Here is a 26,274-nt window from a genome sequence, read left to right on the forward strand (position 1 = left end):
GTTGCCAACCCAGCTCAACACAATAAAAATAGGAGCACCCATCATGTCTCTGGCCGAGATCCGCCTGGATGACAAGTACCGCCTTGCGACCGGTCACCTCTACCTGACCGGCACCCAGGCACTGACCCGCCTGCCCATGCTGCAAAAGCAGCGTGACGCCGCCCATGGCCTGAATACCGCGTGCTTTATTTCCGGCTACCGAGGCTCGCCGTTGGGCAACCTCGACAAGAGCCTGTGGGACGCCAAGCAGTACCTCAAAGACAACCACATCCACTTCCAGCCGGGCGTCAACGAAGAGTTGGCCGCGACCTCGGTGTGGGGCAGCCAGCAGACCAGCCTGTTCCCCGGCGCACGTTACGACGGCGTATTTGCCATGTGGTACGGCAAGGGGCCGGGTGTGGACCGCTGCGGTGATGTGTTTAAACACGGCAACTCGGCGGGCGTGTCCGAGCATGGTGGCGTGTTGCTGCTGGCTGGCGACGACCATGGCTGCAAGTCCTCCAGCATCGCCAATCAGAGCGAACATGCGTTTATCGCCGCCTCGATCCCGGTGCTTAACCCGGCCAACGTTCAGGAAATTCTCGATTACGGCATCATCGGCTGGGAGCTGTCGCGCTACAGCGGGTGCTGGGTGGCGCTGAAAACCATCGCCGAGAACGTCGATTCTTCCGCTGTGGTGGAGGTCGACCCGCTGCGCATGCAGGTGAAGATTCCTGAGGATTTCAAGCTGCCGGAAGACGGCGTGTACATCCGCTGGCCGGACCCGCCCTTGGCCCAGGAAGCGCGCCTCAATACCTACAAAATCTACGCCGCCCGCGCCTTTGCGCTGGCCAACAACCTCAACCAGATCAAACTTGATTCGCCCAATCCGCGCTTAGGCATTATCACCACCGGCAAGTCCTATCTCGACGTGCGCCAAGCGCTGGACGACCTTGGTTTGGATGACGCGTTGTGCGCCCAGGTGGGCCTGCGCGTGCTCAAAGTCGGCATGAGCTGGCCACTGGAACCGGTGTCGGTGCATGAATTTGCCGATGGCCTGGACGAGATTCTGGTGGTCGAGGAAAAACGCAGCATTATCGAAGACCAGCTCACCGGGCAGCTCTACAACTGGCCCGTGGGTAAGCGCCCGGTGGTGGTGGGTGAGTTCGACGAAGCCGGCCATTCGCTGCTGCCGAACCTCTCTGAACTGACCCCAGCGATGATCGCCCGCGCCATCGCTAAACGCCTCGCGCCGATCTATAGCAGCGCGCAGATTGAGGAGCGCCTAGCCTTTCTCGCGGCCAAGGAAGCCTCACTGGCTGCGCCCAAACACCACACCACGCGCACGCCGCATTTCTGCTCTGGCTGCCCGCACAACACCTCGACCAAACTGCCGGAAGGCAGCCGCGCGCAAGGCGGTATCGGTTGCCATTACATGACCCAGTGGATGGACCGCAACACCGACACCTTTACCCAGATGGGCGGCGAGGGCGCGACCTGGATCGGCCAAGCGCCCTTTACTGACACCCCGCATATCTTCCAGAACCTGGGTGACGGCACCTACTTCCATTCCGGCCAACTGGCCCTGCGCGCGTCGGTCGCCGCCGGGGTGAACATCACCTACAAGATTCTCTACAACGATGCCGTGGCCATGACCGGCGGCCAGCCGATTGACGGCGAGTTGCGCGTCGACCAACTGAGCCAGCAGGTGTACGCCGAAGGGGTGAAACGCATCGCGCTGGTCACCGACGAGCCAGAAAAGTACCAGACCCGCGCCACCTTCGCGCCCATCGTCACCTTCCACCATCGGCGCGATCTGGATGCGGTGCAGCGTGAGCTGCGTGAGTTTCAGGGTTGCTCGGTGATTATCTATGACCAGACCTGCGCCACCGAGAAACGCCGCCGGCGCAAACGCGGCAAGCTGGTTGATCCGCAGAAACGCGCCTTTATCAACCCGGCGGTGTGCGAGGGCTGCGGCGATTGCAGCGTGAAGTCCAACTGCCTCTCCGTGCTGCCGCTGGAAACCGAACTCGGGCGCAAACGCGAGATCGACCAAAACGCCTGCAACAAGGACTTCAGCTGCGTCGAAGGCTTCTGCCCCAGCTTTGTCACCGTGCACGGCGGCAGCCTGCGCAAACCTGAAGCGGTGGGGCTGGGCGCGCTGTTTATCGCGTTGCCCGAACCGCGCCTGCCGACCTTGCAACGCCCATGGAATATCCTCCTGCCCGGTGTCGGTGGCAGCGGTGTGACCACGGTTGGCGCGTTGCTCGGCATCGCCGCGCACAGTGAAGGCAAAGGCTGCACGGTGCTCGACCAAGCCGGGCTGGCGCAGAAGTTCGGCCCGGTGATCACCCACATCCGTATTGCCGCCACGCAGGACGATATCTTTGCCGTGCGCATTGCTGCCGGTGAAGCGGACCTGCTGCTGGGCTGCGATCTGGTGGTGGCGGCCAGTGAAGAAGCCCTGGCCAAACTCAATGACAAAATCGCCCATGCGGTGGTCAACAGCCATGAATCGGCCACGGCCGAGTTCACCCGCAACCCAGATGCGCAAGTGCCCGGTGCGGCGATGCGTGAAGCGTTGATCGAAGCGGTGGGCGCGAGCAAAACCCACTTTGTTGATGCCAGCCGCCTGGCCACGCGCCTACTTGGCGACACCATCGCCACCAACCTGTTTATGCTCGGTTTCGCGTATCAGAAGGGTTTGGTGCCGGTTTCCGCCGAAGCCATCAACAAGGCTATCGAGCTGAATGGCGTGGGCGTGACGCTCAATCAACAGGCGTTTCTCTGGGGGCGGCGTGCCGCGCACGATGCGGCGGCGGTGGAGCGTCTGGCCAAGCCAGAAGTGATCGAAGCGCCGCATTGCCAGACGCTGGAAGAAATCATCGCAGACCGCGTTGTGCGCCTGACTGCCTACCAGAACACCGCCTACGCTGAGCGCTACCGCGAGCAGGTGGCGCGGGTGCAGCAGGTCGACAAGAGCGCTGACCAAGCACTGAGCAAGGCCGTGGCGCGTTACTACTTCAAACTGCTGGCCTATAAAGACGAGTACGAAGTGGCGCGGCTGTACAGCGACGGCAGTTTTATCCGCCAGCTAGAGGCGCAGTTTGAGGGCGACTACCGCCTGCAATTTCACCTGGCCCCCACTTGGCTGAGCAAGCCGGATGCGCGCACGGGGGTGATCCGCAAGCGTCAGTTTGGCCCTTGGATGCTCAAGGCTTTCGGCCTGCTGGCCAAGTTCAAGTTCCTGCGTGGCACGCCGTTGGATGTGTTTGGCTACAGCGCCGAACGCAAGTTGGAGCTGGACCTGATCGATGACTACGAGCACGATCTGGAATACCTGCTCAAGGAACTCAACGCCGACAACTACCGCACCGCGCTGGCGCTGGCCGAACTGCCGGAGCAGATTCGCGGTTACGGTCACGTCAAAGAAGCCGCTGTAGCGAAAGCCCGTGAAAGCAGTCAGCAACTCAGGGCGCGGATGCTCGTCAGTGAGATTCAGGCCGTGCGCTTGTTTGAGCCCGCAGCCTGAGGGCGATCACGCAAGGAGTGGCCGGCGGTGGGGCGTCGGCTTACTCCAGCTGCAGCGCCAGGCTGATGCCGTGGTGTTTGAAGCCCAGGTTGGCGTAAAACCCATGGGCGGCTTCACGGCTCTGACTGCTGGACAGCGCCAGCTTGTAGCAGTCCCAGGCGCGGGCGCGTTCGATGGCTTTGCCCATCAACGCCTGGCCAACGCCTAAGCCGCGCGCGTCCTCATCCACCACCACATCTTCCACAATCGCCGAGCGGGCAAAGTTATGCGCCAAGTGCTCAATCAGGTGCAGGGCGCAGGTGCCGAGCAGTTTGCCTTCGCGCTCAGCCACCAACACCACGCGGCTCACCGGCAGTTCACTCAAACGCAAGGCCAATAACTTGGCGTCGCAGCGCGGCTCATCGGGAGCCAGTTGTTGCAGCAAAGCCGCCAAGGCTGGCGCATCGGTCACGCAAGCGGCGCGCAGGTGGAAATCGGCAAAGGGCGAATCCGGCAGGTTGAGTGAAGCAGCGGGGCGCATGGCATTCTCCTTGAGCGATGAGTGCACAGTATCGCGCCCGCTTAATGGCAGCGGCATGACAAAACGCCTCGGCCTCGCTAAGATGCCGCCCGCAAGTCATCTTGCCTATCCCGTTGCGTTCCCATAGTTCAATGGATAGAACAAGCCCCTCCTAAGGGCTAGATACTGGTTCGAATCCAGTTGGGAACGCCATCTACTGCACGCGGTCCATGCTGTTATCAAACGCTTGGCGGCCTCGCACCTGCATCGCAACAATCAACACCGTTGCCCACCCTGAGCCTGTCGGGCGCGTTTTGCTGTGCTTGCAAATAATGGCTTTGCGCTAAATATGTGCGGTTTGTGCCTTTGTGTGGTGCGATAACGCTGTTGTTTTAGAGGGCTCTAACCTCTCTTATTTATGTTAATGCACCAAAAAGATTCATAAAGGCGACATTTTGCTCTGTTGTGGTGCTTGCTTGGCTGATAGAGTGCGGCGCACTTTTCAGTCGATCAGCCCTGTGTCTGGGCATTGTTGGGATACCCCTATGAGCGAATCCGTCGAGCTTTTCCTCTCCCGTTTGAAGCAGCGTGACCCTCACCAGCCGGAGTTTCATCAGGCCGTGGAGGAGGTGCTGCGTTCGCTGTGGCCATTTCTTGAAGCCAACCCGCGTTACCTGCAGGCGGGTATTGTTGAGCGGATGGTCGAGCCAGAGCGGGTGGTGCTGTTTCGCGTGTCATGGGTCGACGATGCCGGGCGCGTGCAGGTCAACCGTGGTTATCGGGTGCAGATGAGCAGCGCCATTGGCCCCTATAAGGGTGGCCTGCGTTTCCATCCCTCGGTCAACCTTGGCGTGCTCAAGTTTCTGGCTTTTGAGCAGGTGTTCAAAAACTCACTGACCTCGCTGCCCATGGGCGGCGGTAAGGGCGGCTCGGACTTCGACCCGAAGGGCAAAAGCGACAACGAAGTCATGCGCTTCTGCCAGGCCTTTATGAGCGAACTGTATCGCCACATTGGTGCGGATCTGGATGTGCCCGCCGGTGATATCGGCGTTGGTGGCCGCGAGATCGGCTTTATGTTCGGCCAGTACAAGCGCCTGGCCAATCAGTTCACTTCTGTGCTGACCGGCAAGGGCATCACCTACGGCGGCAGCCTGATTCGACCAGAAGCCACCGGCTTCGGCTGTGTGTACTTCGCCCAGGAAATGCTCAAGCGAATCCATCGCGGCGTTGAAGGCCAACGTGTGGCCATCTCCGGCTCGGGCAACGTGGCTCAGTACGCCGCGCAGAAGGTCATGGAGTTGGGCGGTATGGTGATCTCCATGTCCGACTCCGAAGGCACTCTGCACACCCCAGATGGCCTGACCGAAGAGCAATGGCAGCACCTGATGGAGCTGAAAAACGTGCGCCGTGGACGCCTCAGCGAAATGGCTGCGCATTTCAAACTGAACTTCCTTGTTGATCAGCGCCCTTGGCACCTGCCGTGCGACATCGCCCTGCCATGCGCCACGCAGAACGAACTGGATGCCGAGGATGCCAAAGCGCTGCTGAGCAACGGCTGCTACTGCGTGGCTGAAGGGGCGAATATGCCTTCGACCCTGGAGGCCGTGGATCTGTTTATCGAGGCAGGCATCTGCTTTGCACCCGGCAAGGCATCGAATGCTGGCGGCGTAGCCACCAGTGGCCTGGAGATGAGCCAGAACGCCATGCGCCTGAACTGGACCGCCGGCGAAGTGGACGAGCGCCTGCACAGCATCATGCAAAGCATCCACAGCGCCTGCGTGCGCTACGGCGAAGAGAACGGCCGCATCAACTACGTCAAAGGTGCCAACATCGCTGGCTTCGTCAAAGTCGCCGACGCCATGCTGGCCCAAGGCGTGGTGTAAACCTGCTCGCCTCCCGGAAAAATGCCCGCCTTGTGCGGGCATTTTTTAGGTGTGATTTATAGGTTGTGTGGCTGCCAACTTACTTTGGGTAAGCAAGTAAAAAGTCCCGAAACAGGTTGGTTTCGAGGCTTTGGATTCTGCGGTTTGGAGGGTGTGATGGGTTTCGCTATGTTCAACCCATCCTACGAGCTAAGCAGGCCACCGACTAAACCTGCACCAGCCCCGAGCATCAAGCCGGGGCGACGGCCATGGCGTTGCATAAACCGCGATAACGGTTGCACGCTGAACAGGTTGCCGAGCATCCATATACACAGTGGCAAGGTGGCCAGGCCATTCAATGGTGCCAGTTGTAACCCGACCAGGGCGGTCAGGGTTATACCGATTATCGAGCACGACCAATACAGCGCCTGCCCGGCGAATAACAGGCGAATCGATGGATTGCGTAACAGCAACATAAGGCGACTCTCGCGAAATACAGGCGTTGACGTTAGGGCGCGGTGCGGCAGCCGGCAGGGTTGTGTACCCGCTCACGTGAAGCTGGGGCGCTGTCCAGCTTGGCTACTGGACGGATGGGGCGGCGCACCAGTTCACCACCACAATTCGGGCAGTGGCCCTGCAGGTGAGTGTCGGCGCAGCCACTGCAGAAGGTGCACTCGAACGAGCAGATCCGCGCATCCAGCGCGTGCGGGGGCAGATCACGGTCACAGCATTCGCAATTGGGGCGTAGCTCAAGCATGGTGAGTCTCCCGGCCGAAGCGTTCGGCATATTCCAAGGGGCTGACGGAAAGGTGCTTGTGGAAAACCCGGCGCAGGTTTTCCGGGTGGCCAAAGCCGGTGAGTCTTGCCACTGTGCTGATCGATGCCTGTGCGTCTTGCAGCAGGGCGCGGGCCGCCTCCAGGCGAATGCGCTCGACATAGCGTGCCGGGCCGGTGCCCAACTCTTTAGCGAACACCCGGGACAGCGTCCGCGGTGTCAATCGGGCCTGCTCAGCCAACGCCTCTAGGGATAAATCCCCGCCCAGGTTGCAGGGGATCCAGGCCAGCAGCTCGGCTAGACGTGGGGTACGGCTGGGTTCAGGGGCGAGCAGGGCACTGAATTGCGCCTGACCACCGGGGCGGCGCAAAAACATCACCAAACGACGGGCCACGGCCAGCGCCATGCTGCGCCCGAGGTCGGCCTCCACCAAGGCAAGGGCCAGATCGATACCCGCCGTTACCCCGGCAGAAGTGAACAGGTGAGCCGTGCGACTATCTCCGGGGTCATAGGTGTGCAGACAGTCAGCGTCCACCTGTAAATGCGCATGCTCGCGCAAACTGTCCATATCGGCCCAGTGGGTGGTAACGCGCTGACCGTCGAGCAAGCCAGTGCGGGCCAGGATCAGTGCCCCCGAGCAGACCGAGCCAAGGCGGCGAATCTGTGGTTCGGCACGGCATAACCAGGCCAACAATGCCTGGTTCTCGCATTGCAGGGTTTCGCCAGCACCGCCGGGAATCAGCAGGGTATCCAGCGTGCTGGGGTCGCAGTCTGCCCAACTGGCGTCGGCCAGTAAACGCATGCCGGCGGAGCTGTTTACCGGGCCGGTGTGCTCGCTTAGCAGGAGCAGGCGATAAGCGTCACCCAGGCCCTGCCGGTTACGCTCGACGTTGGCCGAGGCGAAAACTTGCAGCGGGCCAACGACATCCAGGCTCATAAAGTCCGGGTAGATTAGGGCGGCAATGCATTTGCGGGTGTCCATGGCGATCTCTGCGAGCACGATGGACAAAGTGTGGCCCTGCGCAGTTCTGGCGACAACGACATTAATCCCACAAGTCTCGCCACTTTCTGCGAATGAACCGCCCTAGTGATGGACCTCGTACAGGCGAAGACCCGTGGCAGTACCTGCAGTGGCTGAGTTTCATTGTCTGGCACTCCGACCCAACCCAATAGCCGACCCACTTCCGACCTAGCCATAAGCCAGAAAGCAAAAAGCCCCGAAACCGTTTGGTTTCAGGGCTTTAGATTCTGCAATTTGGAGCGGGCGATGGGAATCGAACCCACAGCTCTAGCTTGGGAAGCTAGGGTATTACCACTATACGACGCCCGCAGCGGGTGCCTTTATACCGGAAGTCTTGGCTGAAATGAAGCCTGCAGCGCGGCTATCTGGGTTTGCGCGCTGCAGGCTTGTGCCGTGGTGGTGTTTCATACGGCGATGGCGTGGCGCAGGTCTTCGCTTGGGCGGTAGCTGGAGTGGGCGCGTGGCGTGGCTTGCAGGAAGTTGAGCAAGGCCGTTTGGCTCTGTAACCATGCCTTTTTGTGCTCCATGTCGAGAAAGTGCCCGGCGTTGTTGATTGTGGCGAACTGGCAGTCGTTGAGGTACTTGGCGAACAGGCGCACGTCGGTCGGTGAGGTGTACTCGTCATGCTCGCCGTTGATAAACAGCAGCGGGATGTCGATGGCCGACAGGCATTCCATCTGGCAGTGGTTGTCCATGTGCACCACTTGGTTGATGTGGGCGTACATCTGCAGGTACTCGTGGTTATCCAGGCTGCTGATATGCCGATGGTTGTAGCGTTTGAACAGTGAGGGCAGGTATTTGCCGATGGTGCTGTTGACCAGTTGGCCGACGTTTTCACCGTCGATGGCTTTCAGGTGGGTCATGCCTTTGCTTAGGTAGTCGAGCATAGGCTCGTTGAGCAAGGGCGAGAAGGAGGTGATTACGGCCTTTTCAATACGTGCTGGGCGCTGCGCCAGGGCGAGCATGGCGGCAACGCCACCCCAGGAGAACGACAGCAGATAGTTGGCCTGAAAGTGCTCAATCAGCTCGAGCAGAATGCTCGCTTCATCTTCTTTGCTGATCGGCTTGTTGTGGCTGTTGTGGGCTTTTGACTGGCCGGCATAGGGCTGATCGTAGAGCACCACATTGAACTGCGGTTGCAGGTATTTGATGGTTTGCGCAAAGGCAGCGGTGGTGGCCAGCGAGCCGTTGATCAGGATGATGGTCTTGCGCGCGCTGGGGTTGGCGTAGAACTCCGTGTGAACCTTAAACGTCCTGTGTATATCGACGACCGCGATAGCTGGCTTCATGTCGTTTCCTCCTGGCGCAAAAATGGGCATGGCTAAACGGCGACGCCGTTAAACCGGGCTAAGTAGGACAGTCAGGAAAGCGCCTGGACGTGACAGCACGATGTCAGGCTGGAGGATTTTATAAGTTATTTATTTTCAATCAGTTAGGGCTGAAAGAGAGCGTTCGTCCACGACCCTTGAGCAGGTGTGGAGCGACGTCTTTGACCAGGCAGGAACCCATTTCGCGCAGTGCGCAAACAACCGATGAAGCGCTTAGATGGCTTTAGTGACTGTTAAGTCACATTAAGACCTTATGGTTCGATTTAAGCAGCGAAGGCGGGTGCTGACAAGCCTTAATTTATCTTTCTGCACAAAACCTGTGCGTCGATTCAGAGGGGCGTTGTTGTCATTTTGCGCGGGGCAATTGCTCGATAAGATCTCGCGCGTTTTGTTGACGCGCTGCCCCGCATCGCACAGGCACTTGCGCTGGCCCAAGGTTGCTGAGCATGAGTAAGCGCTGCAAAAAACGGCGAGACCTTAAGTGCGCGTTGAGCAAGCCATGCATCCAGATACGAGGTAGGAGGATGGCGCTTTACTCATCCCCCTGAAGGGCTAACTGTTGCGTCTGTTTTCGCGAAATTCGCCCGGCGTTTGCCCGGTCCAGGTTTTGAAGCTGCGGTGAAAGGAGCGCGATTCGGTAAAGCCTAGGTAGCTGGCGATATCCTGTATCGCCAGGTCGCTGCGCAGCAGGTAGTGCTCGGCCAGTTCTTGGCGCAACTCATCGAGAATCTGCTGATAGCTGGTGCCAGCCAGTTGCAGGTGACGCTGCAGGGTGCGCACCGTCACGTTGAATTTCTCTGCGACGCGTTCTTTGCGCGGCAGGCCATCTTTGAGCAGCAGGCGCAGGGCGTTTTTCACCCGTTGCGGCAGCGGCTCGTTGTCGTCCAGCCCGGCCATCAGGGTCAGGGCGTGTTCTTCCAGGGTGCGCAGCAGGTTGGCGTCGGCCTGGCGCAGCGGCACGCTGAGGTATTCCAGCGGCACGATCAGCGCATTGCAGCTTTGCTCAAAGCGAATTGGGCAGCCGAAAATCGCTTCGTACTCAGCCACATCCACACCCTGCGGCAGGGCATGTTCGAACCAGGCTTCTGTGGGGGAACGGTCCATGTCGGCGATCCAGCGCGCATAGAGCAGCCAGGAGGCCAAGACGTTTTCCACCATGTGCCGGCGAATCGGCTCGGCCTGATGGCGGCAGGTCCAGATCATTTTGACGTGATCACTGGCCGCCTCGACCCGGCTGACACCCATATCTCCCACCAGTTTTTCATAGGGCATGATGCGGCTCATGGCTTCGCCGAGGGTGGCGCAGTTCATGGTGATATAGCCCAGCACGCTCCAGGAGCCCGGCTGTACAAAGCGTGCACAGTGCAGGCCAAACAGCGGGTCATCGGATGCCTGCAGCAGATGGCCGAGCAGGCGCTCGTGGGTTTCACTGGGGATGCGTTTGCTGTTGTCGGTCAGTTCAGCGGCGTTAATGCCGGCTGCCGCCAAGGCCTGATCGGTATCCAGACCCAGTTGTTCGGCATGGCGCAGGTATTTGAGCAGGGAGGGCACAGAGGTGTAGCCGAGGTTTTCCATGGGCCTGTTCTTATTCTGAGTGCATATTCTGAATGGCTTGATTGGCGATATCGGCTGGCTCGATACGACAGTGACGCCCACGTGTGGCCCGCTAGTATAGGCAGCCATTGCAGGTGACTGAAATATCCGGGAGACACAGATGCGACGTTGGAACGGCTGGGGTGATGACGCAACGGTGGTGGAGCTGCCTGCCCATGGTGAGGCTTTTCTGGCTGAGCTGATTGGCGCAGGTCAGACGCTGGCTGATGCCAGCCTGGAGCAAGTGCTGGCGACGGTGCCCGCCTCGCGTCTGCAGGCTCATCCACTGATCTGCCTAAATGCCGAAGACCGCGTGCGTCACGCCCGTGGCCAAAGCCTGCCGGACTGGCTGGCGATGCGCTCCGGCGATTTCGGTGTGTTCCCCGATGGCGTGGCCTACCCGGAAAGCGCCGCGCAGATCCGCGAATTGCTGGCCTGGGCCAGTCAGCAGGATCTGATCGTTATCCCTTATGGCGGTGGCACCTCGGTGGCCGGGCATATCAACCCGCAGGCCAGCAGCAAGCCGGTGCTGACGTTATCGCTTGAGCGCATGGGCAAGCTGATCGAGATCGATCACGACAGCCTGATCGCTACCTTCGGCCCCGGTGCCGCTGGCCCGCAGGTGGAAAGCCAGTTGCGCGCGCAGGGCTATACCCTCGGCCATTTCCCGCAGTCGTGGGAACTGTCGACTTTGGGCGGTTGGGTGGCCAGCCGTTCCAGTGGCCAGCAGTCGCTGCGCTACGGGCGCATCGAGCAATTGTTTGCCGGCGGTAAGGTCGAGACCTTTGCCGGCACTCTGGAAATTCCGACCTTTCCGGCGTCTGCCGCGGGGCCTGATCTACGCGAAATCCTCATGGGTTCGGAAGGGCGCTTCGGCATTATTTCTGAGGTCAAGGTGCGCATTACCCGCCTGGCCGAGCAGGAGAATTTCTACGCGGTGTTTTTGCCCAACTGGCAGCAGGCGCTGAGCGCCATTCGCAGCCTTGCTCAGGCTCGCGTGCCGCTGTCGATGCTGCGCCTGTCCAACGCCATTGAAACCAAAACCCAGCTTGCATTGGCCGGCCATCCGCAGCAGATCGCCTGGCTGGAAAAATACCTAGCGCTGCGCGGCGCGCGTGAGGGCAAGTGCATGCTGACCTTCGGCGTCACCGGCAGCCGCACACAAAATGCCGCTTCGCTGAAGCAGGCGAAAAAGCTACTTAAGGGGTTTGGCGGCATCTTCACAGGCACTCTGCTGGGCAAAAAATGGGCAGAAAACCGCTTCCGTTTCCCCTACCTGCGCCATGGCCTGTGGGCCGCCGGTTATGCAGTGGACACCCTGGAAACCGCCACCGACTGGAGCAATGTCGACAACCTGCTGAACAAGGTTGAGGCCAGCTTGCGCAACGGCTTGAGCGAAGAGGGCGAACAGGTGCATGTGTTTACCCACCTGTCTCACGTCTACAACGAAGGCTCGAGCATCTACACCACCTACGTGTTCCGCCCTGGCAGCAACTATGCCGAGGCCATGGCGCGTTGGCAGAAACTCAAACATGCCGCCAGCCTGACCATCGCCGAAAACCGCGGCACCATCAGCCATCAACACGGTGTCGGCCGCGACCATGCGCCCTATCTGCCCATTGAGAAAGGCGAGTTGGGCATGGCCACGCTCAAGGCATTGGCCGGGCACTTCGACCCCGAGCAGCGCCTGGCTCCTGGCGTGTTGATTCAGGATTGATGATGAACAACTGGAACGCCGCCTGGCGCGAGCGAGCACTGCCTGAACTGGCCTCCCGCGATTGGGATCTGATCGTCGTCGGCGGCGGCATCAGCGGTGCCGGGATTCTGCGTGAAGCCGCGCGGCGCGGTTGGACGTGCCTGCTGCTGGAGCAGCGCGACTTCGCGTGGGGCACGTCCAGCCGCTCTTCGAAAATGGTGCATGGCGGGTTGCGTTACATCGCCAAGGGACAGTTCGGCCTGACCCGCGATTCGGTGCGCGAGCGCCAGCGTCTGTTGCAGGAAGCGCCGGGCTTGGTCGATCCCTTGAGTTTTATCATGGCCCACTACCAGGGCGGCTTTCCCGGCCCCAAGGTATTCGGCGGTCTGCTGGCGGTGTATGACGCCTTGGCCGGCAAGCGTAATCATCTGTACTACCCGTTGCAGCAACTGCGCTACCTGGCACCCGGCATCAAGGAAGACGGCCTGCTGGGTGGCACGCGCTTCTTCGATGCGGTGACCGACGATGCACGGCTGGTGCAGCGCGTGCTGGGCGAGGCCCGTGCCGATGGCGCTGAAGCACTCAACGGCATGCGCGTGGTCGAACTGCTGCGCGAGGACGGGCGCGTCACCGGCCTGCTCGCCGAAGACAGTCAGACTGGCCTGCGCTACGGTTTCAAGACCCGCGCCGTGGCGCAGGCTACTGGAGCTTGGGCCGATCAGCTGCGGCAGAAAACCGGGCTGGAACACATCCGCCCGCTGCGCGGCAGCCATCTGCTGATCCCGGCCTGGCGCTTGCCAATGGCTCATGCGTTCAGCTTTATGCACGCCGCCGATAAACGCCCGGTGTTTGTCTTCCCGTGGGAAGGCGCGACGGTGATCGGCACCACTGATCTGGATCACCCGGCTCCGCTGGCTGAAGAAGCACGCATTAGCCCGGATGAAGTGGGCTACCTGCTGGCCGCCTGCGCCCAGCAGTTCCCTGCTGCCGGAATCGGTGCGGCCGATGTGCTGTCGACCTGGGCCGGGGTTCGCCCGGTGGTCAGCGATGGCGCGCCGGGACGCAAACCCTCGGATGAAAAACGCGAGCATGCGCTCTGGGTGGAGCCCGGTTGCGTGACCTTGGCGGGCGGCAAGCTGACCACTTTCCGTTTGTTGGCGTTGGAAGTCTTGCAGGCCTGCGCGCCATTTGTTGACCGTGCCGTGCATGATCATGGCGCGCAGACATTTGCAGCGCTCGCCCCTCAACCGATGCCCGCGCTCAGTCCGGCTCAACAGCGGCGTCTGATCGGTCGCTATGGCCGCGCGTTGCCGCAGTTGCTAGCGCTGGTTGACGAACTGGGTGCCGAACAGGTGGTCGGCACCGATACGCTCTGGGCCGAGCTGGCCTGGGCCGCCGAACAGGAGTTGGTGCTGCATCTGGATGACCTGTTGCTGCGCCGTACTCGCCTCGGCCTGTTGTTGGAGCGCGGAGCGGCGGCTGAATTGCCGCGTATCCGGGCGTTGTGTCAGGCGCGGCTGGGCTGGAGCGATACACGCTGGCAACAGGAACAACAGGATTATTTGGCGCTGTGGCAACACTGCTACAGCTTGCCAACTGAGGTCTGAATAACAGTAGCCCGGATGCAATCCGGGAGCGGTTTCCCGGAGTGGATCCGGAATACGGCGCGCATTTATAGAAAGGGTTGTGTCTTGAGCGATAAAAACTACCTGCTGGCCATCGACAACGGCACCCAGAGCATCCGGGCGCTGCTGTTCGATCTTCAGGGCAACCTGCTCGCCAAGGGCAAGGTGGAGCTTGAGGCCTACTATTCCAAACAGCCCGGCTGGGCCGAGCAAGACCCGGAATACTACTGGGCTAGCTTGGGCGAGGCGTGCGCGCAGTTGTGGCAGCAGGTGGACATCGATCGCAGCCTAATCCGTGGCGTATCGCTGACCACCCAGCGTGGCACCCTGATCAATGTTGACGCGCACGGCCAGCCACTGCGCCCGGCGATGCTCTGGCTCGATCAGCGCCAGGCTGAAGTGCGCGAGCCAATCAAAGGGCCTTGGGGTTGGTTATTCAAGATCGTCAGAGCGCAGGCCACCGTGGATTATTTTCGCGCCCAAGCCGAGGTCAATTGGATTGCGCAGAATCAGCCGGATATCTGGGCCGCTACCCACAAGGTACTGCTGCTCTCGGGCTTTCTCACCCATCGGCTGTGCGGCCAGTTTGTCGACTCCCTGACCAGCTGCGTGGCCTACCTGCCGTTTGACTACAAACGCTTGCAGTGGGCCAAACCGGGTGACTGGAAATGGCAGGCACTACCGGTGCGCCGCGAGCAACTGTCTGAGTTACGCAAACCGGGTGAGTTGCTGGGCCATATCACGGCGGCGGCCAGTCGCCATACCGGGATTCCCGAAGGCTTGCCGCTGATTGCCGCCGGTGCCGACAAAGCTTGCGAGGTGCTCGGCGCTGGCGGGGTGGCGACGAGCACGGCCTGTTTGTCTTATGGCACCACGGCGACCATCAACACCACGCGCAGCACCTACCTGGAAACCATCCCGCTGATTCCGCCATACCCATCGGCGATTCCTGATCACTTCAACACCGAGGTTATGATTTATCGCGGCTTCTGGATGGTCAGCTGGTTCAAAAAGGAATTTGGTCTGCGCGAAATGCAGCGAGCTAAAGAGTTGGGCGTCGAGCCCGAGGCGCTGTTCGATGAATTGGTCAACAGCGTGCCGGCTGGTTCTATGGGCCTGATGCTGCAGCCGTACTGGTCGCCGGGGATTCGTGAGCCGGGGCTGGAGGCCAAAGGCTCGATCATTGGCTTTGGCGACGTGCACACCCGCGCGCACATCTACCGGGCGATTCTCGAAGGGCTGGCCTATGCCCTGCGTCAGGGCAAAGAAAAAATCGAGCAACGCTCTGGCACGCGCATCACCCGTTTGCGGGTGTCTGGCGGCGGCTCGCAGAGCGATGCGGCCATGCAACTGACGGCGGATATTTTCGGACTGCCAGCCGAGCGCCCGCATCTGTATGAAACCAGCGGGCTGGGCGCAGCGATCAACTGTGCGGTCGGGCTGGGCTTGTACCCGGATTACCCCACGGCGATTGCCGCCATGACGCGGGTGGGGCAGGTTTTTACGCCTAACCCTGAAGCTCAGCGCACCTATGAGCAGCTGTACACACAGGTTTATCAACGCATGTACAAGCAGCTTAAGCCGCTGTATCAGGCGATCCGCAAGATCACTGGCTACCCGGCGTAGGATGGGTTGAACACAGTGATACCCATCGGCATATCGATGGGTATCGCCTTCGGCTAACCTGCGCGGCCCGACCCATCCAACGGGCTCTAGCGCGCGAGCCTTTGGACGGTTTCTCAGTGGCGCTTTAGGCCACATCCACCAAGATGACTTCGCTGTCTTCGATAGCTGTCACCCGTATCACCTCGACATCGCTGACGGCTACCCCATCGCGGGCCTGGGCGCTTACGCCGTTGACCTCAATGCGGCCGCTGGCGGCCACCAGATACGCCTTGCGAGAAGCGCCCAGCGGATATTCGGTGCTTTGGCCAGCTTGCATGGTGGCAGCAGCCATGCGCGCGGGGGTGCGGATCGGCAGGGCGTCCTGGTCTTCGGCAAAACCGCTGGCCAAGGTGATAAAGGTGCCAGCACGTTCGCCTATGGGGAACGGCTTGCTGCCCCAAGACGGCGGTAGCCCGGATTGATTGGGCTCAATCCAGATCTGGAAAATCTTCGTCGTGCTGTCTTCCAGGTTGTATTCGCTGTGGGCAATCCCGGTACCGGCACTCATCACCTGCACGTCACCCGCTTCGGTGCGGCCCTGATTGCCCAAGCTATCTTTGTGAGTAATGGCCCCCTGGCGCACATAGGTGATGATCTCCATGTCGCGATGCGGGTGCGTGGGGAAGCCGCTATGCGCGGCAATCTCGTCGTCGTTCCACACCCTCAGCGTGCCCCAGCCCATGCGCGTGGGCTCGTAATACTGACCAAAGGAGAAATGATGGCGCGCATTCAACCAGCCGAAATCGGCGGCGCCCAGGTCGGCGTAAGGACGTACTTCAATCATGGCTCGATCCTCGTTGGGGAACTGCAGCGGTCTTACCGCTGCATGTTGAGTGCCATTGATAGTCCTATAAATCAAAGCGATGTAAAAACTCTAAATATTGCTCTAAATGATCGGTTTTGTAGTTTTATTCGGTCGTGAAAGGCGCTGTCGTGAGCCTGCCGTTGTTTTCTCACTGGCAGCCAGTTGCGCCTATACCGCATGATGTCAGCTCGCTATATCCCTTCAGATGTGCGGCATCTGGCCGATACATCCGATCATGGCTATTTGAGCTAGGCTAGATCAGTAACGTGAACAGGAGCGCATGATGGCCGGCATTCTCGACTCAGTGAATCAACGCACCCAGCTGGTGGGCGAGAATCGCCTAGAAATTCTCATGTTTCGCCTTAATGGCCGGCAGTTGTTTGCGATCAACGTGTTCAAAGTGCAGGAAGTGCTGCAAATGCCTAAGTTGACGCTGATGCCGCAGCGTCATCGGTTTGTCTGCGGTGTGGTCAACCTGCGTGGGCAAACCTTGCCGGTGATTGATCTGTCCCAGGCCATCGGCATGCGCCCCATCGTCCCAGATGAGCGCAGCACGATCATCGTCACCGAATACAACCGCTCCGTGCAGGCGTTTCTGGTGGGCGGGGTCGAACGCATTCTCAACCTCAACTGGGAATCCATCCTGCCGCCTCCGGGTGGTGCGGGGCGGCAGCATTACCTGACGGCGATCACCAAGGTTGATGACCAGATTGTTGAAGTGATCGACGTAGAAAAAGTGCTGTCCGAAATCAGCCCGATGAGCACCAAGGTCTCGCCGGAAAAACTGGCTGATCCGCTGCTTGAGTTTGCCCGTGGTCGTGAGGTTTTGCTGGTCGACGATTCCAACGTGGCCATGACGCAGCTCAAAGGCACCATGGCGCAACTGGACATTCGTTGCCACTCGGCCAGCGATGGTTTGCGCGGCTTAAACTTGCTCAAGAGTTGGGCCGACGACGGCGTGGACGTGCATGAGAAGTTGCTCATGGTGATCACCGATGCCGAAATGCCCGAGATGGACGGTTATCGCCTCACCACTGAAATTCGCAGCGACCCTCGCCTGAAGGACCTTTATGTGGTGCTGCATACCTCACTCTCCGGCAGCTTCAACGAAGCCATGGTGAAAAAGGTCGGGTGTGACAGTTTTCTCTCCAAATTCCAGCCGGACAAACTGGTCGATGTCGTGCGCCAGCGTTTGGCGATATTGCACGGTGAAGAGTAAGGCCTGGCAGCATTGCCAGGCCGGTACTTCGTTATTCGCTCAGACGCTGGCGTAAGCGCTCGATGCGTTCGCGGTTAACGTCGAAGTCCTTGTAACCAAGGCGCGACGCTGACCGCACTTCCACGGCCTGCGTGCCGATCATAAATTCCACATCATCGACGAAGCGCATCCATTGGCTGGTGTACTCGGCGCGCAAGTAACCGGGCGCTTCTTCCACTACGCGCGCCCTTGGCTCGCTCTCAAGCAGGGTTTTCAGTTTGCTCTGGGTTTGCTCAGCTGTGCCTACGAGGGGCAGGGCGGCGATGGCATGGCGCGCATCGCTGGCTTGGCTGCTGACACAGTTAGGCGAGTCTGGGCAGGCTGCTAGGTTGCCACCGTTGATACCCAGATTGTCGGGTGGGCTGCCACTGCAGGCACTCAGCAACAGCACCAGCGGCAACGCCAATGCAGGCTTGTGAGCGCGGCGGGTTGCTCGTATAAGAGCATTTTGCCAAACGGAAGCTGGATTCATGTTGCATCTCTCCGGGTTGTACCGTTATCCAATGAAGTCGGCGGCGGGTGAGGCGTTGAGTGAAGCCATGCTCGATGACCTGGGTGTCCAGGGGGATCGGCGCTGGATGGCCGTTGATGCTGAAACAGGACGCTTTCTGACGCAACGTCTATTACCGTCCATGACTCAGCTGAATGTTCGCTGGCAAGGTCACGCTTATATTGTGTTGAGCGCACCGGGCATGGACGAGCTGCAGGTGGCTGTTCCGGATGAATGGGCTCCGCTGCGGCCCGTGACGATCTGGCGCGATAATCCGCAGGTACCGGATGCGGGTGAGGCGGCGGCGCAGTGGCTGAGTTGCTGGCTGAAGCGGCCGTGTCGACTGGTTTATATCAGTGCTGAACGGGCCCGGCAGATCGACACCGCCTATGCGCAACCCGGTGAGCGGGTGGCTTTTGCAGATGGTTTTCCGTTGCTGTTGATTGGCCAGGCATCGCTGGAGGATTTGTCGGCGCGTGTGGGCCGAGCGTTGTCGATGCTGCGCTTTCGTCCCAATCTTGTGGTCAACGGCAGTGCGGCCTACGCCGAGGATGGTTGGTCGCGCATCCGCATTGGCGAGGTGGAGTTTCGCGTGGTGAAGGGATGCTCACGCTGCATCATGACCACCCTTGACCCTCTAACTGGCGAGCGCAGCGAAGACCGCGAGCCGCTCACCAGCTTGCGCCGTTACCGTGAGCGAGATGGTGAGGTCTATTTCGGACAAAACCTTATCGCTTGCGGTGGCGGGCGGCTGGCGTTGGATATGCCGGTTGAGGTCTTGGCTTAACTCAGCCACGGCAGTCGTTAAGACCGGCCGTGGCGTAGCCATTTCTCAGCGCGTAGTTATTGATCGAAATAACGCTCGTGCCAAGCCACTAGCGGTTGTGAGGCGTTGAGCTTCTCCCCGTAGATAACCGCGTACGTCAGTACGTTCTGCACATACGAGCGGGTCTCGTCGAACGGGATGTTTTCAATCCATACGTCATACGACAGGTGATCCGCGCCGCGCAGCCACTGGCGAACGCGGCCGGGGCCGGCGTTGTAGGCGGCGGAAGCGAGCACACGGTTGCCTTTGAACTGGCCGTAGATCTGGCTCAAATAGGCTGCGCCCAATTGAATGTTGATCTCGGGGCGAAAGGCCATCTGCGGTGAGGACAGCGGGATGCCAAAGCGCTTGGCGGTTTCCATGGCGGTAGCCGGCATCAACTGCATCAAGCCCATGGCCCCTGCATGGGACTTGGCGTCGGCCATAAAGGCGCTTTCCTGACGCGTGACGGCAAACACCCAGCTTGAGTGAATGTCGCGATTCTTGGCTTCGCGGATCAGGTGTTCGCGGTGAGCCATGGGGAAGCGTACGTCCAGATCATCCCAATACTGAGCCCGGCTGATGGTGTGGATCGCCGGGAAGTACCAGCCCATTTCGTAGGCCAGGCGTGCTTGGGCGACCATCTCATCACGGCTGAACAGGCGGCTAACGTTGTACCACTCGCGGCGGCCATCAGCGATCTTGCCGCGTGCATGAAACTCCAGCGCACGGCGGATGGCTGCCGAGTTACGCACTTTCTGGATGGTCTGCGGGCTCAGCGCAAGTGGCTTATTGTTCAGCGAATAGGGCATTTGCACCTGGTCGGCTGCCATAAAGCCATAAAAGTCGCGCTCTTTGGCCAGCGCTTGATACAGCGCTTTGGGCTTTTGGTTGTTGGGTTGCGCCAGTTGCAGGCTGCGCGCCTGCCAGTAGCGCCAGCGACTGGTTTTAATCAAATCTGGCGGCATTCTGTTGGTCAGTTGGTGCGCCTCTTCCCAGCGCCCTAAACGTAGCAACAAGCGCGCGCGCCACTCACTTACCGAGTTATCGCGCAACTCCGGGTCGTACTTGGCCATGATCGGCAAGGCCCGCGCATCGAAGCGCTTGGCCAGCGTCAGGCCAATTTCACGGGCGATGGCGACCTGTTCCTGGCTGGAAAACTTCATGCGCTGGGCATAGCTTTCAAGCAGTTTCAGTGCGTTTTCCGGCTCCTGGCGCGCCAATCGACGCAAGCCAAGGCCCACGGCATCAGCGGTGGCCGGATCATTTTGTGTGAAGCGCCCGGTTTGTTTGACCAGTAGCGGGTTCTGCGCCACTTCCAACAGATTTTTGCCCTGCTGGCCGAGGGTGGGCAAGGTTTTGATCAGGTGCGTGACCAAGCCGTAGTTGCGCGCTTCGGCAGCCAGTTTGGCGCGCTGCCAGCGTTTTTGCTCCGTGAGCTGACCATCAGCCGCCCAGAGCGCGAAGAGCGGATCGCAGGCGTTGGGTTGCGATTTACCCACCAGCCAGAGTTTCTCTGCAGTGGCGTGGCCTTCGCTGCGCATGCCGTGTTTCAACTGATACTGGCCGTACAGGCAGTCGAGTTCGGTGAAATTCAATGCTGGGTTGTAGTAATTGACGAAGGTTTGCCACTCGCCGCGTTCAGCCAGCCAGCGCAACCAGCGCAGTTTCATCCAGTTGATTTGCGGCAGATCACCGTGTTCGGCGAGGAATTTTTCTATCTCATCGTTGCTCGCCCACTTCAGCCGTGCGGTGAGCTCGTCATACGCCAGATAAGGCTCCAGCGGATAGTCGCGCAGTGCCGTGGCGTAGCGTTCGTAAGGGCCTTTATCGCCTTTGGCCAATGCGGCTTTGGCTTGGTCGTAGTACTGACGTTGTTGCGCCAAGGTGACGGCGTTGGCGGCGGGAATGCTCAGGGTGGAAATCAACAGGCAGGACAACAGGCTGAATAAGGAACCGCGCATGACACTTCCAGGCAAATAGTGCGTATCGGCCAAGCTTAGTCGTTTGCCTTGGGGCGGAGAAGGCTCAAAGCGTTTCAACGCGTAATCGCTCGCTAGAGCCGCCCGCTGCTGTACCGGCTTGCCAGTGATCGAGATTACGTGACCGAAGGACTAAATTGCCTGCGATGCTGGCCTGCTTCTCGGTTAGAATGCGCGCCCTGTTTTGCAGCTGCTGTGGCAGCTGTGAGTGGTTTTCTGGGTTTTTAGCCGGCCAGCGCCGTGTCGACGTGGCAAGCGTGTCACTTGCGGCAGTTAAACCCGCTATCCCCGTTGTTTTTTGTTGAGGCGCGTCATGACCCTGCTCAAGTTCACCGAAATTTCCCTGGCCTTCGGCGCAATGCCGCTGTTGGACAAGGTGTCGTGGCAAATCGCCCGCGGCGAGCGGGTGTGCATCATTGGCCGTAACGGCACTGGCAAATCAAGCATGATGAAGCTGGTCAAGGGCGATCAAAAAGCCGATGACGGCTCCGTATGGCGCGCGCCGGGGCTGAAGATCGGCGAGTTGCCGCAAGAGTTGCCGGTTGCCGATGACCGTACCGTGTTTGATGTGGTCGCCCAGGGCCTGGACGGCGTTGGCGAGTTGCTCGCGCAATATCATCACCTGGCGCAGAACTGCGTCACCGAAGACGACCTGAACAAGCTGATGCACGTGCAGCAAGACCTTGAAGCCCGTGACGGCTGGCGCTTGCAGCAATTGGTCGACAGTACCTTGAGTCGCTTGCAACTGCCGGCGGACAAAACCCTGGCCGAGCTTTCGGGTGGCTGGCGTCGACGTGTGCTGCTGGCTCAAGCGCTGGTGTCTGAGCCGGATCTGCTGCTGCTCGATGAGCCTACCAACCACTTGGATATCGGTGCGATTGCCTGGTTGGAAGAAGCCTTGACCGATTTCCAGGGCGCGGTGCTGTTTATCACCCACGACCGTTCCTTCCTGCAAAACCTGGCTACGCGCATCCTTGAGCTAGACCGTGGCGGCCTGATCGACTGGAACGGCGACTACGCCAGCTTTCTGGTGCATAAGGAAGCGACTTTGGCGGCCGAAGAAACCGCCAACGCGCTGTTTGACAAGAAGCTGGCCCAAGAAGAAGTGTGGATTCGTCAGGGCATCAAAGCCCGCCGCACCCGTAACGAAGGCCGTGTACGTGCCTTGAAAGCTCTGCGCGTAGAGCGCAGTGAGCGCCGCGAGCGAACCGGCAAAGCCAACATCCAACTGGAAACTGCGGAGAAATCCGGCAAACAGGTGATGGTGCTGGAAAATGTCAGCTTTGCGCACCCTGGCGGCCCGTTCCTGATCAAGGACTTCTCCATGGTGCTGCAGCGCGGCGACCGTATCGGTCTGTTGGGCGCTAACGGTACCGGTAAAACCACCTTGCTCAAGTTGATGCTGGGCGGGTTGCAGCCCACCAGTGGCACGGTGGCAGAGGGGACGCGCATTGACGTGGCCTACTTTGACCAACTGCGGCACCAGCTTGATCTGGAAAAGACCGTGATCGACAACGTGGCTGAAGGCCGTGATTTTATCGAGATCGACGGACAAAACCGCCATGTGCTGAGCTACCTGGGCGATTTCCTGTTCAGCCCGCAGCGTGCCCGTACGCCCGTCAAGGCGTTATCCGGTGGTGAGCGTGCCCGCCTGCTGTTGGCCAAGTTGTTCAGTAAGCCGGCCAACCTGCTGGTGCTGGACGAACCCACCAACGACCTCGACGTAGAAACCCTTGAGTTGCTGGAAGAAGTGTTGCTGACCTTCCCCGGCACTGTGCTGATGGTCAGCCACGACCGTGCCTTCCTCGATAACGTGGTAACCAGCACCCTGGTCTTCGAGGGAGAGGGTTTTGTGCGCGAGTACGTGGGCGGCTACCAGGACTGGTTGCGTCAAGGCGGCTCGCCGCGCCTGCTCGGTGTAGGTGAGAGCAAAGCGGGTAAGCCTGAACTAGCCTCTGCTGTTGTCGCCGCGCCGGTTGTGGCCGCAGAACCGGTAGTGGCTGTTGATGCACCGAAAAAGAAGCTCAGCTATAAACTCCAGCGTGAGCTGGAAGCTATTCCCGCTCAGATTGATGCCGCTGAACTGAACATCGCTGAACTGCAAGCACAGATCGCTGATGCCGGCTTCTATCAACAACCGGCAGACAAAACAGCGACCGTGCTGGCTGCACTGCAGTCTGCTCAAGAAGGGTTGGATCAGTTGGTTGAGCGTTGGGCTGAGCTGGAAGGCTAAGCGTTAATCTTAAACAGGACGTCGTGTTCTCTGCCGGAGGCTCCTATGGCCATCGAGTACCGCATCACTCTCGACGATAACCATCAGTTCAGTTACAGGATTGAACTGGATCGCGTCTATGCCGCAGAGGTTGCGCAGAGCGCACCGAGCTGGACGCGTCTGGAGCATCAGCAGTGCAGCAATTGTCCGCTCAGCAAAGATCAGTTCAGTCATTGTCCGGCTGCGGTTGATTTGCACCGTGTCATTGAGGATTTTCAAGGTCTGCCGGCCTTCAAGAAAGTGTCGGTCTGGGTGCGTACGCCTGAGCGTGAGTACAGCAAGGTGGCGGGTCTTGAAGAGGGTCTGCGTGCTTTGTTGGGGGTGATCATGGCCACCAGTGCCTGCCCTGTGTTGGGCAAGCTGAAACCAATGGCGCAGCATCATCTTCCTTTTGCCAGCAGCCAGGAATTTATCCTGCGCACCGTTTCGCTCTACCTGACGCAGCAGTATTTCAACCTGCGTGAGGGGCGCTCGCCTGACTGGGAGCTCAAGGGGCTGGTGCGGATGTTTCAGCAATTGCAATTGGTCAATCAGGCGTTTTGGCAACGCATTCATGCTACCTGTGAAGGCGACTCCAACCTTAAGGCATTTCTCACGTTCTTCTCCATGGCGTCCAGCATCACATATTCGCTGGAAACACAGTTGCAGAAAATTCGCCCTATGGTCATGGGCGCTTCTGAGTCAGGCGATTAACCCGGCTATCTCATCGATTGCTGCTGCCGCGTCTCTCATGTGTTTTGAGCGATTTTGGCAGCAGATTTAAGGACTTCGCCTAGTGCGCTTTTTTCAAGCGTACCGCCAGCACATCGCACGGCGCGCCATGCAGCACGTCGTTGGCCGTGGAGCCCAGTAGCAAGGCCAGGCCATGACGTCCGTGGCTGCCTACGATGATCAGGTCGCACTGCTGTTCTTCTGCCAGGCGATGAATCTCCTGGCGGGGTTGGCCGTACGCCAGGTGGCACTTATCCGGGCTGATTTCGGGGTGCTTTTTCACGAACGTGTCTAGGCGTTCGCGGGCTTGATCGAATTGCTGTTGTTGCAACATGGAAAGGTCCATCGGTACATCGCCACCGAAAGCCATGGCCATGGGTTCGACGATATGCACCACAGACAATTTTGCCGCGCTGCTGGTCGCCAATTTCTGTGCTCGGAGCATTACGGGGTCGCACTCATCTGTCAGATCAATGGCAACCAGTACGTGCTGATAGGGCATGGGATGATCCTCCTCTAGAAAAATCGCTGGCTTAAGTATGGCCGTCGTATGCATTGATGACAGGTTTACCTTCGAGATAACGATATGAGTCCCTGGCTTCTGGTTTTACTCATGGCAATTGTGCTGAGCCCTTTGTCGATGCTTGCACCGTCTCGCCATCAGCGAGGGCGAATGGACACACGTCTTTTGGCCCGGCGCCTGGGTGTGGCCATGCAACTGACCCCGCAGGAATGGCCCTACTGGTTGGTCAGCCAGCCGCCTGGCTCATGCCCGCAGTATTACCTTGTGAGGCGACAGGGGAAAGACAGTTGGTGTTATTGGCAGATGGAACCGGGCCAGTGGGTGAATAAATGGCGTGAGCCTTGTGAAAGCGCTTCTTTATTGACGCAATTGCAAGCGTTGCCGCCGGATGTATTTAAGGTCGACGCCAATGAGCAGATGCTCTCGGTGTACTGGGGGGAGCGGGGCGGTAAAGAAGCGCTGAGCAAGGTCGTTGAGTTTTTGCAGTCTACGGCTTGATCCGTGCGCCTTTGCTGGCAGCAAAAGAGCGCCCAGCAAGGGGGCTGGGCGCAGGCTTCAGGTTGTCTTCACGAATGCTCGTTGTTTGTGCGGCGCAGGGTTGCGGTAAACCGACCTGATAGGTGCATGCGGTTTAAAGGCTGGCGGCGGCGTATTGCCCTGCGATCTGTTCAATGCCCTGAATGATGGTGCTGGAGTATTTGTTGACCAAGAAAGGCACGCTGTTTTCGTTGTAATTGATCAGCGATTTTTCGATATAACGCCACTTGGTATTGACCCCCTCCCACGATGTCTTGAGCTGTGGAGTGTTCTGCGGCGTCTTTTCCAGTTGATCCATCTTGGTGGCGAAGTCGGCAACCAGTTCTTCCATCGGCCGAGCGTCGCCGGCGCCGCCCATAAAGGTTGCGCCTACCGAAGCGCTGCGCGAAGCGTAATCAACGGCAATACTTTGCATCAGCAAGCTCTGTTCGCGACTCAGTTGCGTGAGGGCTGGGACGCTGTAGCGGCTTTCCTGCTGAATTTTGTTATAGAGCTCAAGGCATAGGCTCATCAGTTGCTGGTTACGCGAGGCCAAATCGGCCACTGGTTGCAGGTCGGTGTAACCCTGGTCCTTGATGGCTGTGGTGAGGTTATTCAAGTCCGTCTGGTATCCCAGCCATAACACTTCAAGCTTTGATCTAAGCGCCTTGGAACCTTCCCCCGGCATCTCTGTCAATGCACCCAAAAGAGTATTGGTCTCTGTTACCGACTCACTGATCATGCGTGCATAGCGCTGATCACCTTCCATGCCGTTAAACATGTAGAAGTCACTCAGGGTTTTCTGTGCGGCAAGGCGTAATTGATGGAGCTTGAGCAGGGTGGGTGCAGAATCTGCCGCGTGGGACGTGATGCTGAAAAGGCTCAAGGTGCTGGCGAGCAGAGTGCTCAAAAGGATGGCAAGCATACGGCTCGACATTGGGGGCTCCGTTTGCCCGAGGCTGGGCTTTAATTGTTTTTGTTTTGCTCTCGGCTTTGTGGGTAAGGCCGAGTTGAGACGAATGTACCTGTAGCATCCTCATTTTGCTAGATCACGACTGAGGGCAGCTAATGCGTTGAAAAGCCGTTAAATCGCCCGTTTTCGATGCGGATGCACGCTTTTTCAATACGCGACCATTTGTCACTTGTCACCGCTGGGAACGTTATTTTTTGTACGTCCGTAAGACCACATAAAGGCCAATTGACAAGTAAGGGCTTTTCCTTGAAGGTGTGCACACCCAAATCAAACGGGCGTATGAATTGAGCGTTTGCCTCTAATGACAACGCCTTTACAGTCCGATTATCGCGTCGGTGGGTGTGCCAGGCTGATTGGGGCTACT

At 59.3% G+C, this 26,274-nt stretch carries 20 protein-coding genes, 2 tRNA genes and 1 pseudogene; 11 read left to right on the plus strand and 12 right to left on the minus strand.

Going from position 1 to position 26,274, the window contains the following annotated elements; genetic code table 11:
- Positions 1-43 precede the first annotated feature (43 nt).
- Positions 44-3,511 (plus strand): indolepyruvate ferredoxin oxidoreductase family protein, encoded by a 3,468-nt coding sequence (locus AUK77_RS18055; RefSeq protein ID WP_296132577.1) that lies wholly within the window; start codon positions 44-46, stop codon positions 3,509-3,511.
- Positions 3,512-3,551: 40 nt separating this feature from the next.
- Here AUK77_RS18055 and AUK77_RS18060 read toward each other — a convergent pair whose 3' ends face one another.
- Positions 3,552-4,031: a GNAT family N-acetyltransferase gene (locus tag AUK77_RS18060; protein ID WP_296132580.1), complete on the minus strand. Its 480-nt coding sequence runs from the start codon at positions 4,029-4,031 to the stop codon at positions 3,552-3,554.
- A gap of 117 nt (positions 4,032-4,148) precedes the next feature.
- Between AUK77_RS18060 and AUK77_RS18065 the strand changes: the two genes are divergently transcribed.
- Both AUK77_RS18065 and gdhA read left to right on the plus strand, forming a co-directional pair.
- Positions 4,149-4,223, plus strand: a tRNA-Arg gene (locus tag AUK77_RS18065).
- Positions 4,224-4,555: 332 nt separating this feature from the next.
- Positions 4,556-5,893: an NADP-specific glutamate dehydrogenase gene (gene gdhA / locus AUK77_RS18070; RefSeq protein WP_296132583.1), complete on the plus strand. Its 1,338-nt coding sequence runs from the start codon at positions 4,556-4,558 to the stop codon at positions 5,891-5,893.
- A gap of 185 nt (positions 5,894-6,078) precedes the next feature.
- Here the strand turns inward: gdhA and AUK77_RS18075 are convergent.
- From AUK77_RS18075 to AUK77_RS18100, 6 genes and pseudogenes are all read right to left on the minus strand, one after another.
- Positions 6,079-6,345 (minus strand): annotated as a pseudogene (locus AUK77_RS18075) (MFS transporter); the annotation flags it as partial.
- A gap of 35 nt (positions 6,346-6,380) precedes the next feature.
- Positions 6,381-6,629, minus strand: coding sequence for a DUF1272 domain-containing protein (locus tag AUK77_RS18080; protein ID WP_296132587.1), 249 nt, complete (start codon positions 6,627-6,629; stop codon positions 6,381-6,383).
- Positions 6,622-7,629, minus strand: a complete 1,008-nt coding sequence (locus AUK77_RS18085) for a GlxA family transcriptional regulator (RefSeq protein ID WP_296132589.1) — start codon at positions 7,627-7,629, stop codon at positions 6,622-6,624. The genes AUK77_RS18080 and AUK77_RS18085 overlap by 8 nt, the downstream gene beginning before the upstream one ends.
- Before the next feature lie 274 nt (positions 7,630-7,903).
- Positions 7,904-7,977, minus strand: a tRNA-Gly gene (locus AUK77_RS18090).
- A gap of 95 nt (positions 7,978-8,072) precedes the next feature.
- The gene (locus tag AUK77_RS18095) at positions 8,073-8,957 is read right to left on the minus strand and encodes an alpha/beta hydrolase (RefSeq protein ID WP_296132591.1); all 885 of its coding nucleotides are present in this window, start codon (positions 8,955-8,957) and stop codon (positions 8,073-8,075) included.
- Between the two features lie 591 nt (positions 8,958-9,548).
- Positions 9,549-10,571, minus strand: coding sequence for an AraC family transcriptional regulator (locus AUK77_RS18100; RefSeq protein ID WP_296132594.1), 1,023 nt, complete (start codon positions 10,569-10,571; stop codon positions 9,549-9,551).
- Positions 10,572-10,710: 139 nt separating this feature from the next.
- Between AUK77_RS18100 and AUK77_RS18105 the strand changes: the two genes are divergently transcribed.
- From AUK77_RS18105 to AUK77_RS18115, 3 genes are all read left to right on the plus strand, one after another.
- Complete coding sequence (locus AUK77_RS18105) at positions 10,711-12,306, plus strand: FAD-binding oxidoreductase (RefSeq protein ID WP_296132595.1); 1,596 nt, start codon at positions 10,711-10,713, stop codon at positions 12,304-12,306.
- Between the two features lie 2 nt (positions 12,307-12,308).
- Complete coding sequence (locus tag AUK77_RS18110) at positions 12,309-13,892, plus strand: glycerol-3-phosphate dehydrogenase/oxidase (RefSeq protein WP_296132597.1); 1,584 nt, start codon at positions 12,309-12,311, stop codon at positions 13,890-13,892.
- Between the two features lie 84 nt (positions 13,893-13,976).
- Entirely contained in the window at positions 13,977-15,536 is a 1,560-nt protein-coding gene (locus AUK77_RS18115) for an FGGY-family carbohydrate kinase (protein ID WP_296132600.1), read from the plus strand.
- A 124-nt stretch (positions 15,537-15,660) separates the two neighbouring features.
- Here AUK77_RS18115 and AUK77_RS18120 read toward each other — a convergent pair whose 3' ends face one another.
- Positions 15,661-16,359 carry a pirin family protein gene (locus AUK77_RS18120; protein ID WP_296132601.1) on the minus strand — a complete coding sequence of 233 codons (699 nt, stop codon included), beginning with the start codon at positions 16,357-16,359 and terminating at the stop codon, positions 15,661-15,663.
- Between the two features lie 304 nt (positions 16,360-16,663).
- Between AUK77_RS18120 and AUK77_RS18125 the strand changes: the two genes are divergently transcribed.
- On the plus strand, positions 16,664-17,599 hold the full coding sequence (locus tag AUK77_RS18125) for a chemotaxis protein CheV (protein WP_296132604.1): 936 nt from the start codon (positions 16,664-16,666) through the stop codon (positions 17,597-17,599).
- 31 nt (positions 17,600-17,630) lie between these two features.
- Here AUK77_RS18125 and AUK77_RS18130 read toward each other — a convergent pair whose 3' ends face one another.
- Positions 17,631-18,110, minus strand: a complete 480-nt coding sequence (locus AUK77_RS18130; protein WP_296132606.1) for a DUF1499 domain-containing protein — start codon at positions 18,108-18,110, stop codon at positions 17,631-17,633.
- On the opposite strand from AUK77_RS18130, the gene AUK77_RS18135 reads away from it, so the two are divergent.
- Positions 18,109-18,915 carry an MOSC domain-containing protein gene (locus AUK77_RS18135; protein WP_296132609.1) on the plus strand — a complete coding sequence of 269 codons (807 nt, stop codon included), beginning with the start codon at positions 18,109-18,111 and terminating at the stop codon, positions 18,913-18,915. The two genes, AUK77_RS18130 and AUK77_RS18135, sit on opposite strands and share 2 nt — an antisense overlap.
- A gap of 56 nt (positions 18,916-18,971) precedes the next feature.
- Here the strand turns inward: AUK77_RS18135 and AUK77_RS18140 are convergent, their stop codons facing one another.
- On the minus strand, positions 18,972-20,897 hold the full coding sequence (locus AUK77_RS18140; RefSeq protein WP_296132612.1) for a transglycosylase SLT domain-containing protein: 1,926 nt from the start codon (positions 20,895-20,897) through the stop codon (positions 18,972-18,974).
- Positions 20,898-21,228: 331 nt separating this feature from the next.
- Here AUK77_RS18140 and AUK77_RS18145 point away from each other — a divergent pair, with 331 nt between their 5' ends.
- Complete coding sequence (locus AUK77_RS18145; protein ID WP_296132615.1) at positions 21,229-23,148, plus strand: ATP-binding cassette domain-containing protein; 1,920 nt, start codon at positions 21,229-21,231, stop codon at positions 23,146-23,148.
- A 45-nt stretch (positions 23,149-23,193) separates the two neighbouring features.
- Positions 23,194-23,880: a hypothetical protein gene (locus AUK77_RS18150; protein ID WP_296132618.1), complete on the plus strand. Its 687-nt coding sequence runs from the start codon at positions 23,194-23,196 to the stop codon at positions 23,878-23,880.
- A 79-nt stretch (positions 23,881-23,959) separates the two neighbouring features.
- Here the strand turns inward: AUK77_RS18150 and AUK77_RS18155 are convergent, their stop codons facing one another.
- The gene (locus AUK77_RS18155; protein WP_296132621.1) at positions 23,960-24,400 is read right to left on the minus strand and encodes a universal stress protein; all 441 of its coding nucleotides are present in this window, start codon (positions 24,398-24,400) and stop codon (positions 23,960-23,962) included.
- Between the two features lie 84 nt (positions 24,401-24,484).
- Here AUK77_RS18155 and AUK77_RS18160 point away from each other — a divergent pair, with 84 nt between their 5' ends.
- Positions 24,485-24,919, plus strand: a complete 435-nt coding sequence (locus tag AUK77_RS18160; protein WP_296132624.1) for a hypothetical protein — start codon at positions 24,485-24,487, stop codon at positions 24,917-24,919.
- Positions 24,920-25,052: 133 nt separating this feature from the next.
- Here the strand turns inward: AUK77_RS18160 and AUK77_RS18165 are convergent, their stop codons facing one another.
- A complete protein-coding gene (locus tag AUK77_RS18165) occupies positions 25,053-25,874 on the minus strand; it encodes a hypothetical protein (RefSeq protein ID WP_296132627.1) in 822 nt (273 codons plus the stop codon).
- Positions 25,875-26,274 lie beyond the last annotated feature (400 nt).

Origin of the sequence: Pseudomonas sp. Ga0074129, assembly GCA_001465025.1 — a bacterium.
GTDB lineage: Bacteria > Pseudomonadota > Gammaproteobacteria > Pseudomonadales > Pseudomonadaceae > Aquipseudomonas.

Coding starts and splice junctions, on each gene's coding strand:
- AUK77_RS18055 (WP_296132577.1), top strand. CDS start 44: ATGTCTCTGGCCGAGATCCGCCTGGATGACAAGTACCGCCTTGCGACC.
- AUK77_RS18060 (WP_296132580.1), bottom strand. CDS start 4,031: ATGCGCCCCGCTGCTTCACTCAACCTGCCGGATTCGCCCTTTGCCGAT.
- gdhA (WP_296132583.1), top strand. CDS start 4,556: ATGAGCGAATCCGTCGAGCTTTTCCTCTCCCGTTTGAAGCAGCGTGAC.
- AUK77_RS18080 (WP_296132587.1), bottom strand. CDS start 6,629: ATGCTTGAGCTACGCCCCAATTGCGAATGCTGTGACCGTGATCTGCCC.
- AUK77_RS18085 (WP_296132589.1), bottom strand. CDS start 7,629: ATGGACACCCGCAAATGCATTGCCGCCCTAATCTACCCGGACTTTATG.
- AUK77_RS18095 (WP_296132591.1), bottom strand. CDS start 8,957: ATGAAGCCAGCTATCGCGGTCGTCGATATACACAGGACGTTTAAGGTT.
- AUK77_RS18100 (WP_296132594.1), bottom strand. CDS start 10,571: ATGGAAAACCTCGGCTACACCTCTGTGCCCTCCCTGCTCAAATACCTG.
- AUK77_RS18105 (WP_296132595.1), top strand. CDS start 10,711: ATGCGACGTTGGAACGGCTGGGGTGATGACGCAACGGTGGTGGAGCTG.
- AUK77_RS18110 (WP_296132597.1), top strand. CDS start 12,309: ATGAACAACTGGAACGCCGCCTGGCGCGAGCGAGCACTGCCTGAACTG.
- AUK77_RS18120 (WP_296132601.1), bottom strand. CDS start 16,359: ATGATTGAAGTACGTCCTTACGCCGACCTGGGCGCCGCCGATTTCGGC.
- AUK77_RS18125 (WP_296132604.1), top strand. CDS start 16,664: ATGGCCGGCATTCTCGACTCAGTGAATCAACGCACCCAGCTGGTGGGC.
- AUK77_RS18135 (WP_296132609.1), top strand. CDS start 18,109: ATGTTGCATCTCTCCGGGTTGTACCGTTATCCAATGAAGTCGGCGGCG.
- AUK77_RS18130 (WP_296132606.1), bottom strand. CDS start 18,110: ATGAATCCAGCTTCCGTTTGGCAAAATGCTCTTATACGAGCAACCCGC.
- AUK77_RS18140 (WP_296132612.1), bottom strand. CDS start 20,897: ATGCGCGGTTCCTTATTCAGCCTGTTGTCCTGCCTGTTGATTTCCACC.
- AUK77_RS18145 (WP_296132615.1), top strand. CDS start 21,229: ATGACCCTGCTCAAGTTCACCGAAATTTCCCTGGCCTTCGGCGCAATG.
- AUK77_RS18150 (WP_296132618.1), top strand. CDS start 23,194: ATGGCCATCGAGTACCGCATCACTCTCGACGATAACCATCAGTTCAGT.
- AUK77_RS18155 (WP_296132621.1), bottom strand. CDS start 24,400: ATGCCCTATCAGCACGTACTGGTTGCCATTGATCTGACAGATGAGTGC.
- AUK77_RS18160 (WP_296132624.1), top strand. CDS start 24,485: ATGAGTCCCTGGCTTCTGGTTTTACTCATGGCAATTGTGCTGAGCCCT.
- AUK77_RS18165 (WP_296132627.1), bottom strand. CDS start 25,874: ATGTCGAGCCGTATGCTTGCCATCCTTTTGAGCACTCTGCTCGCCAGC.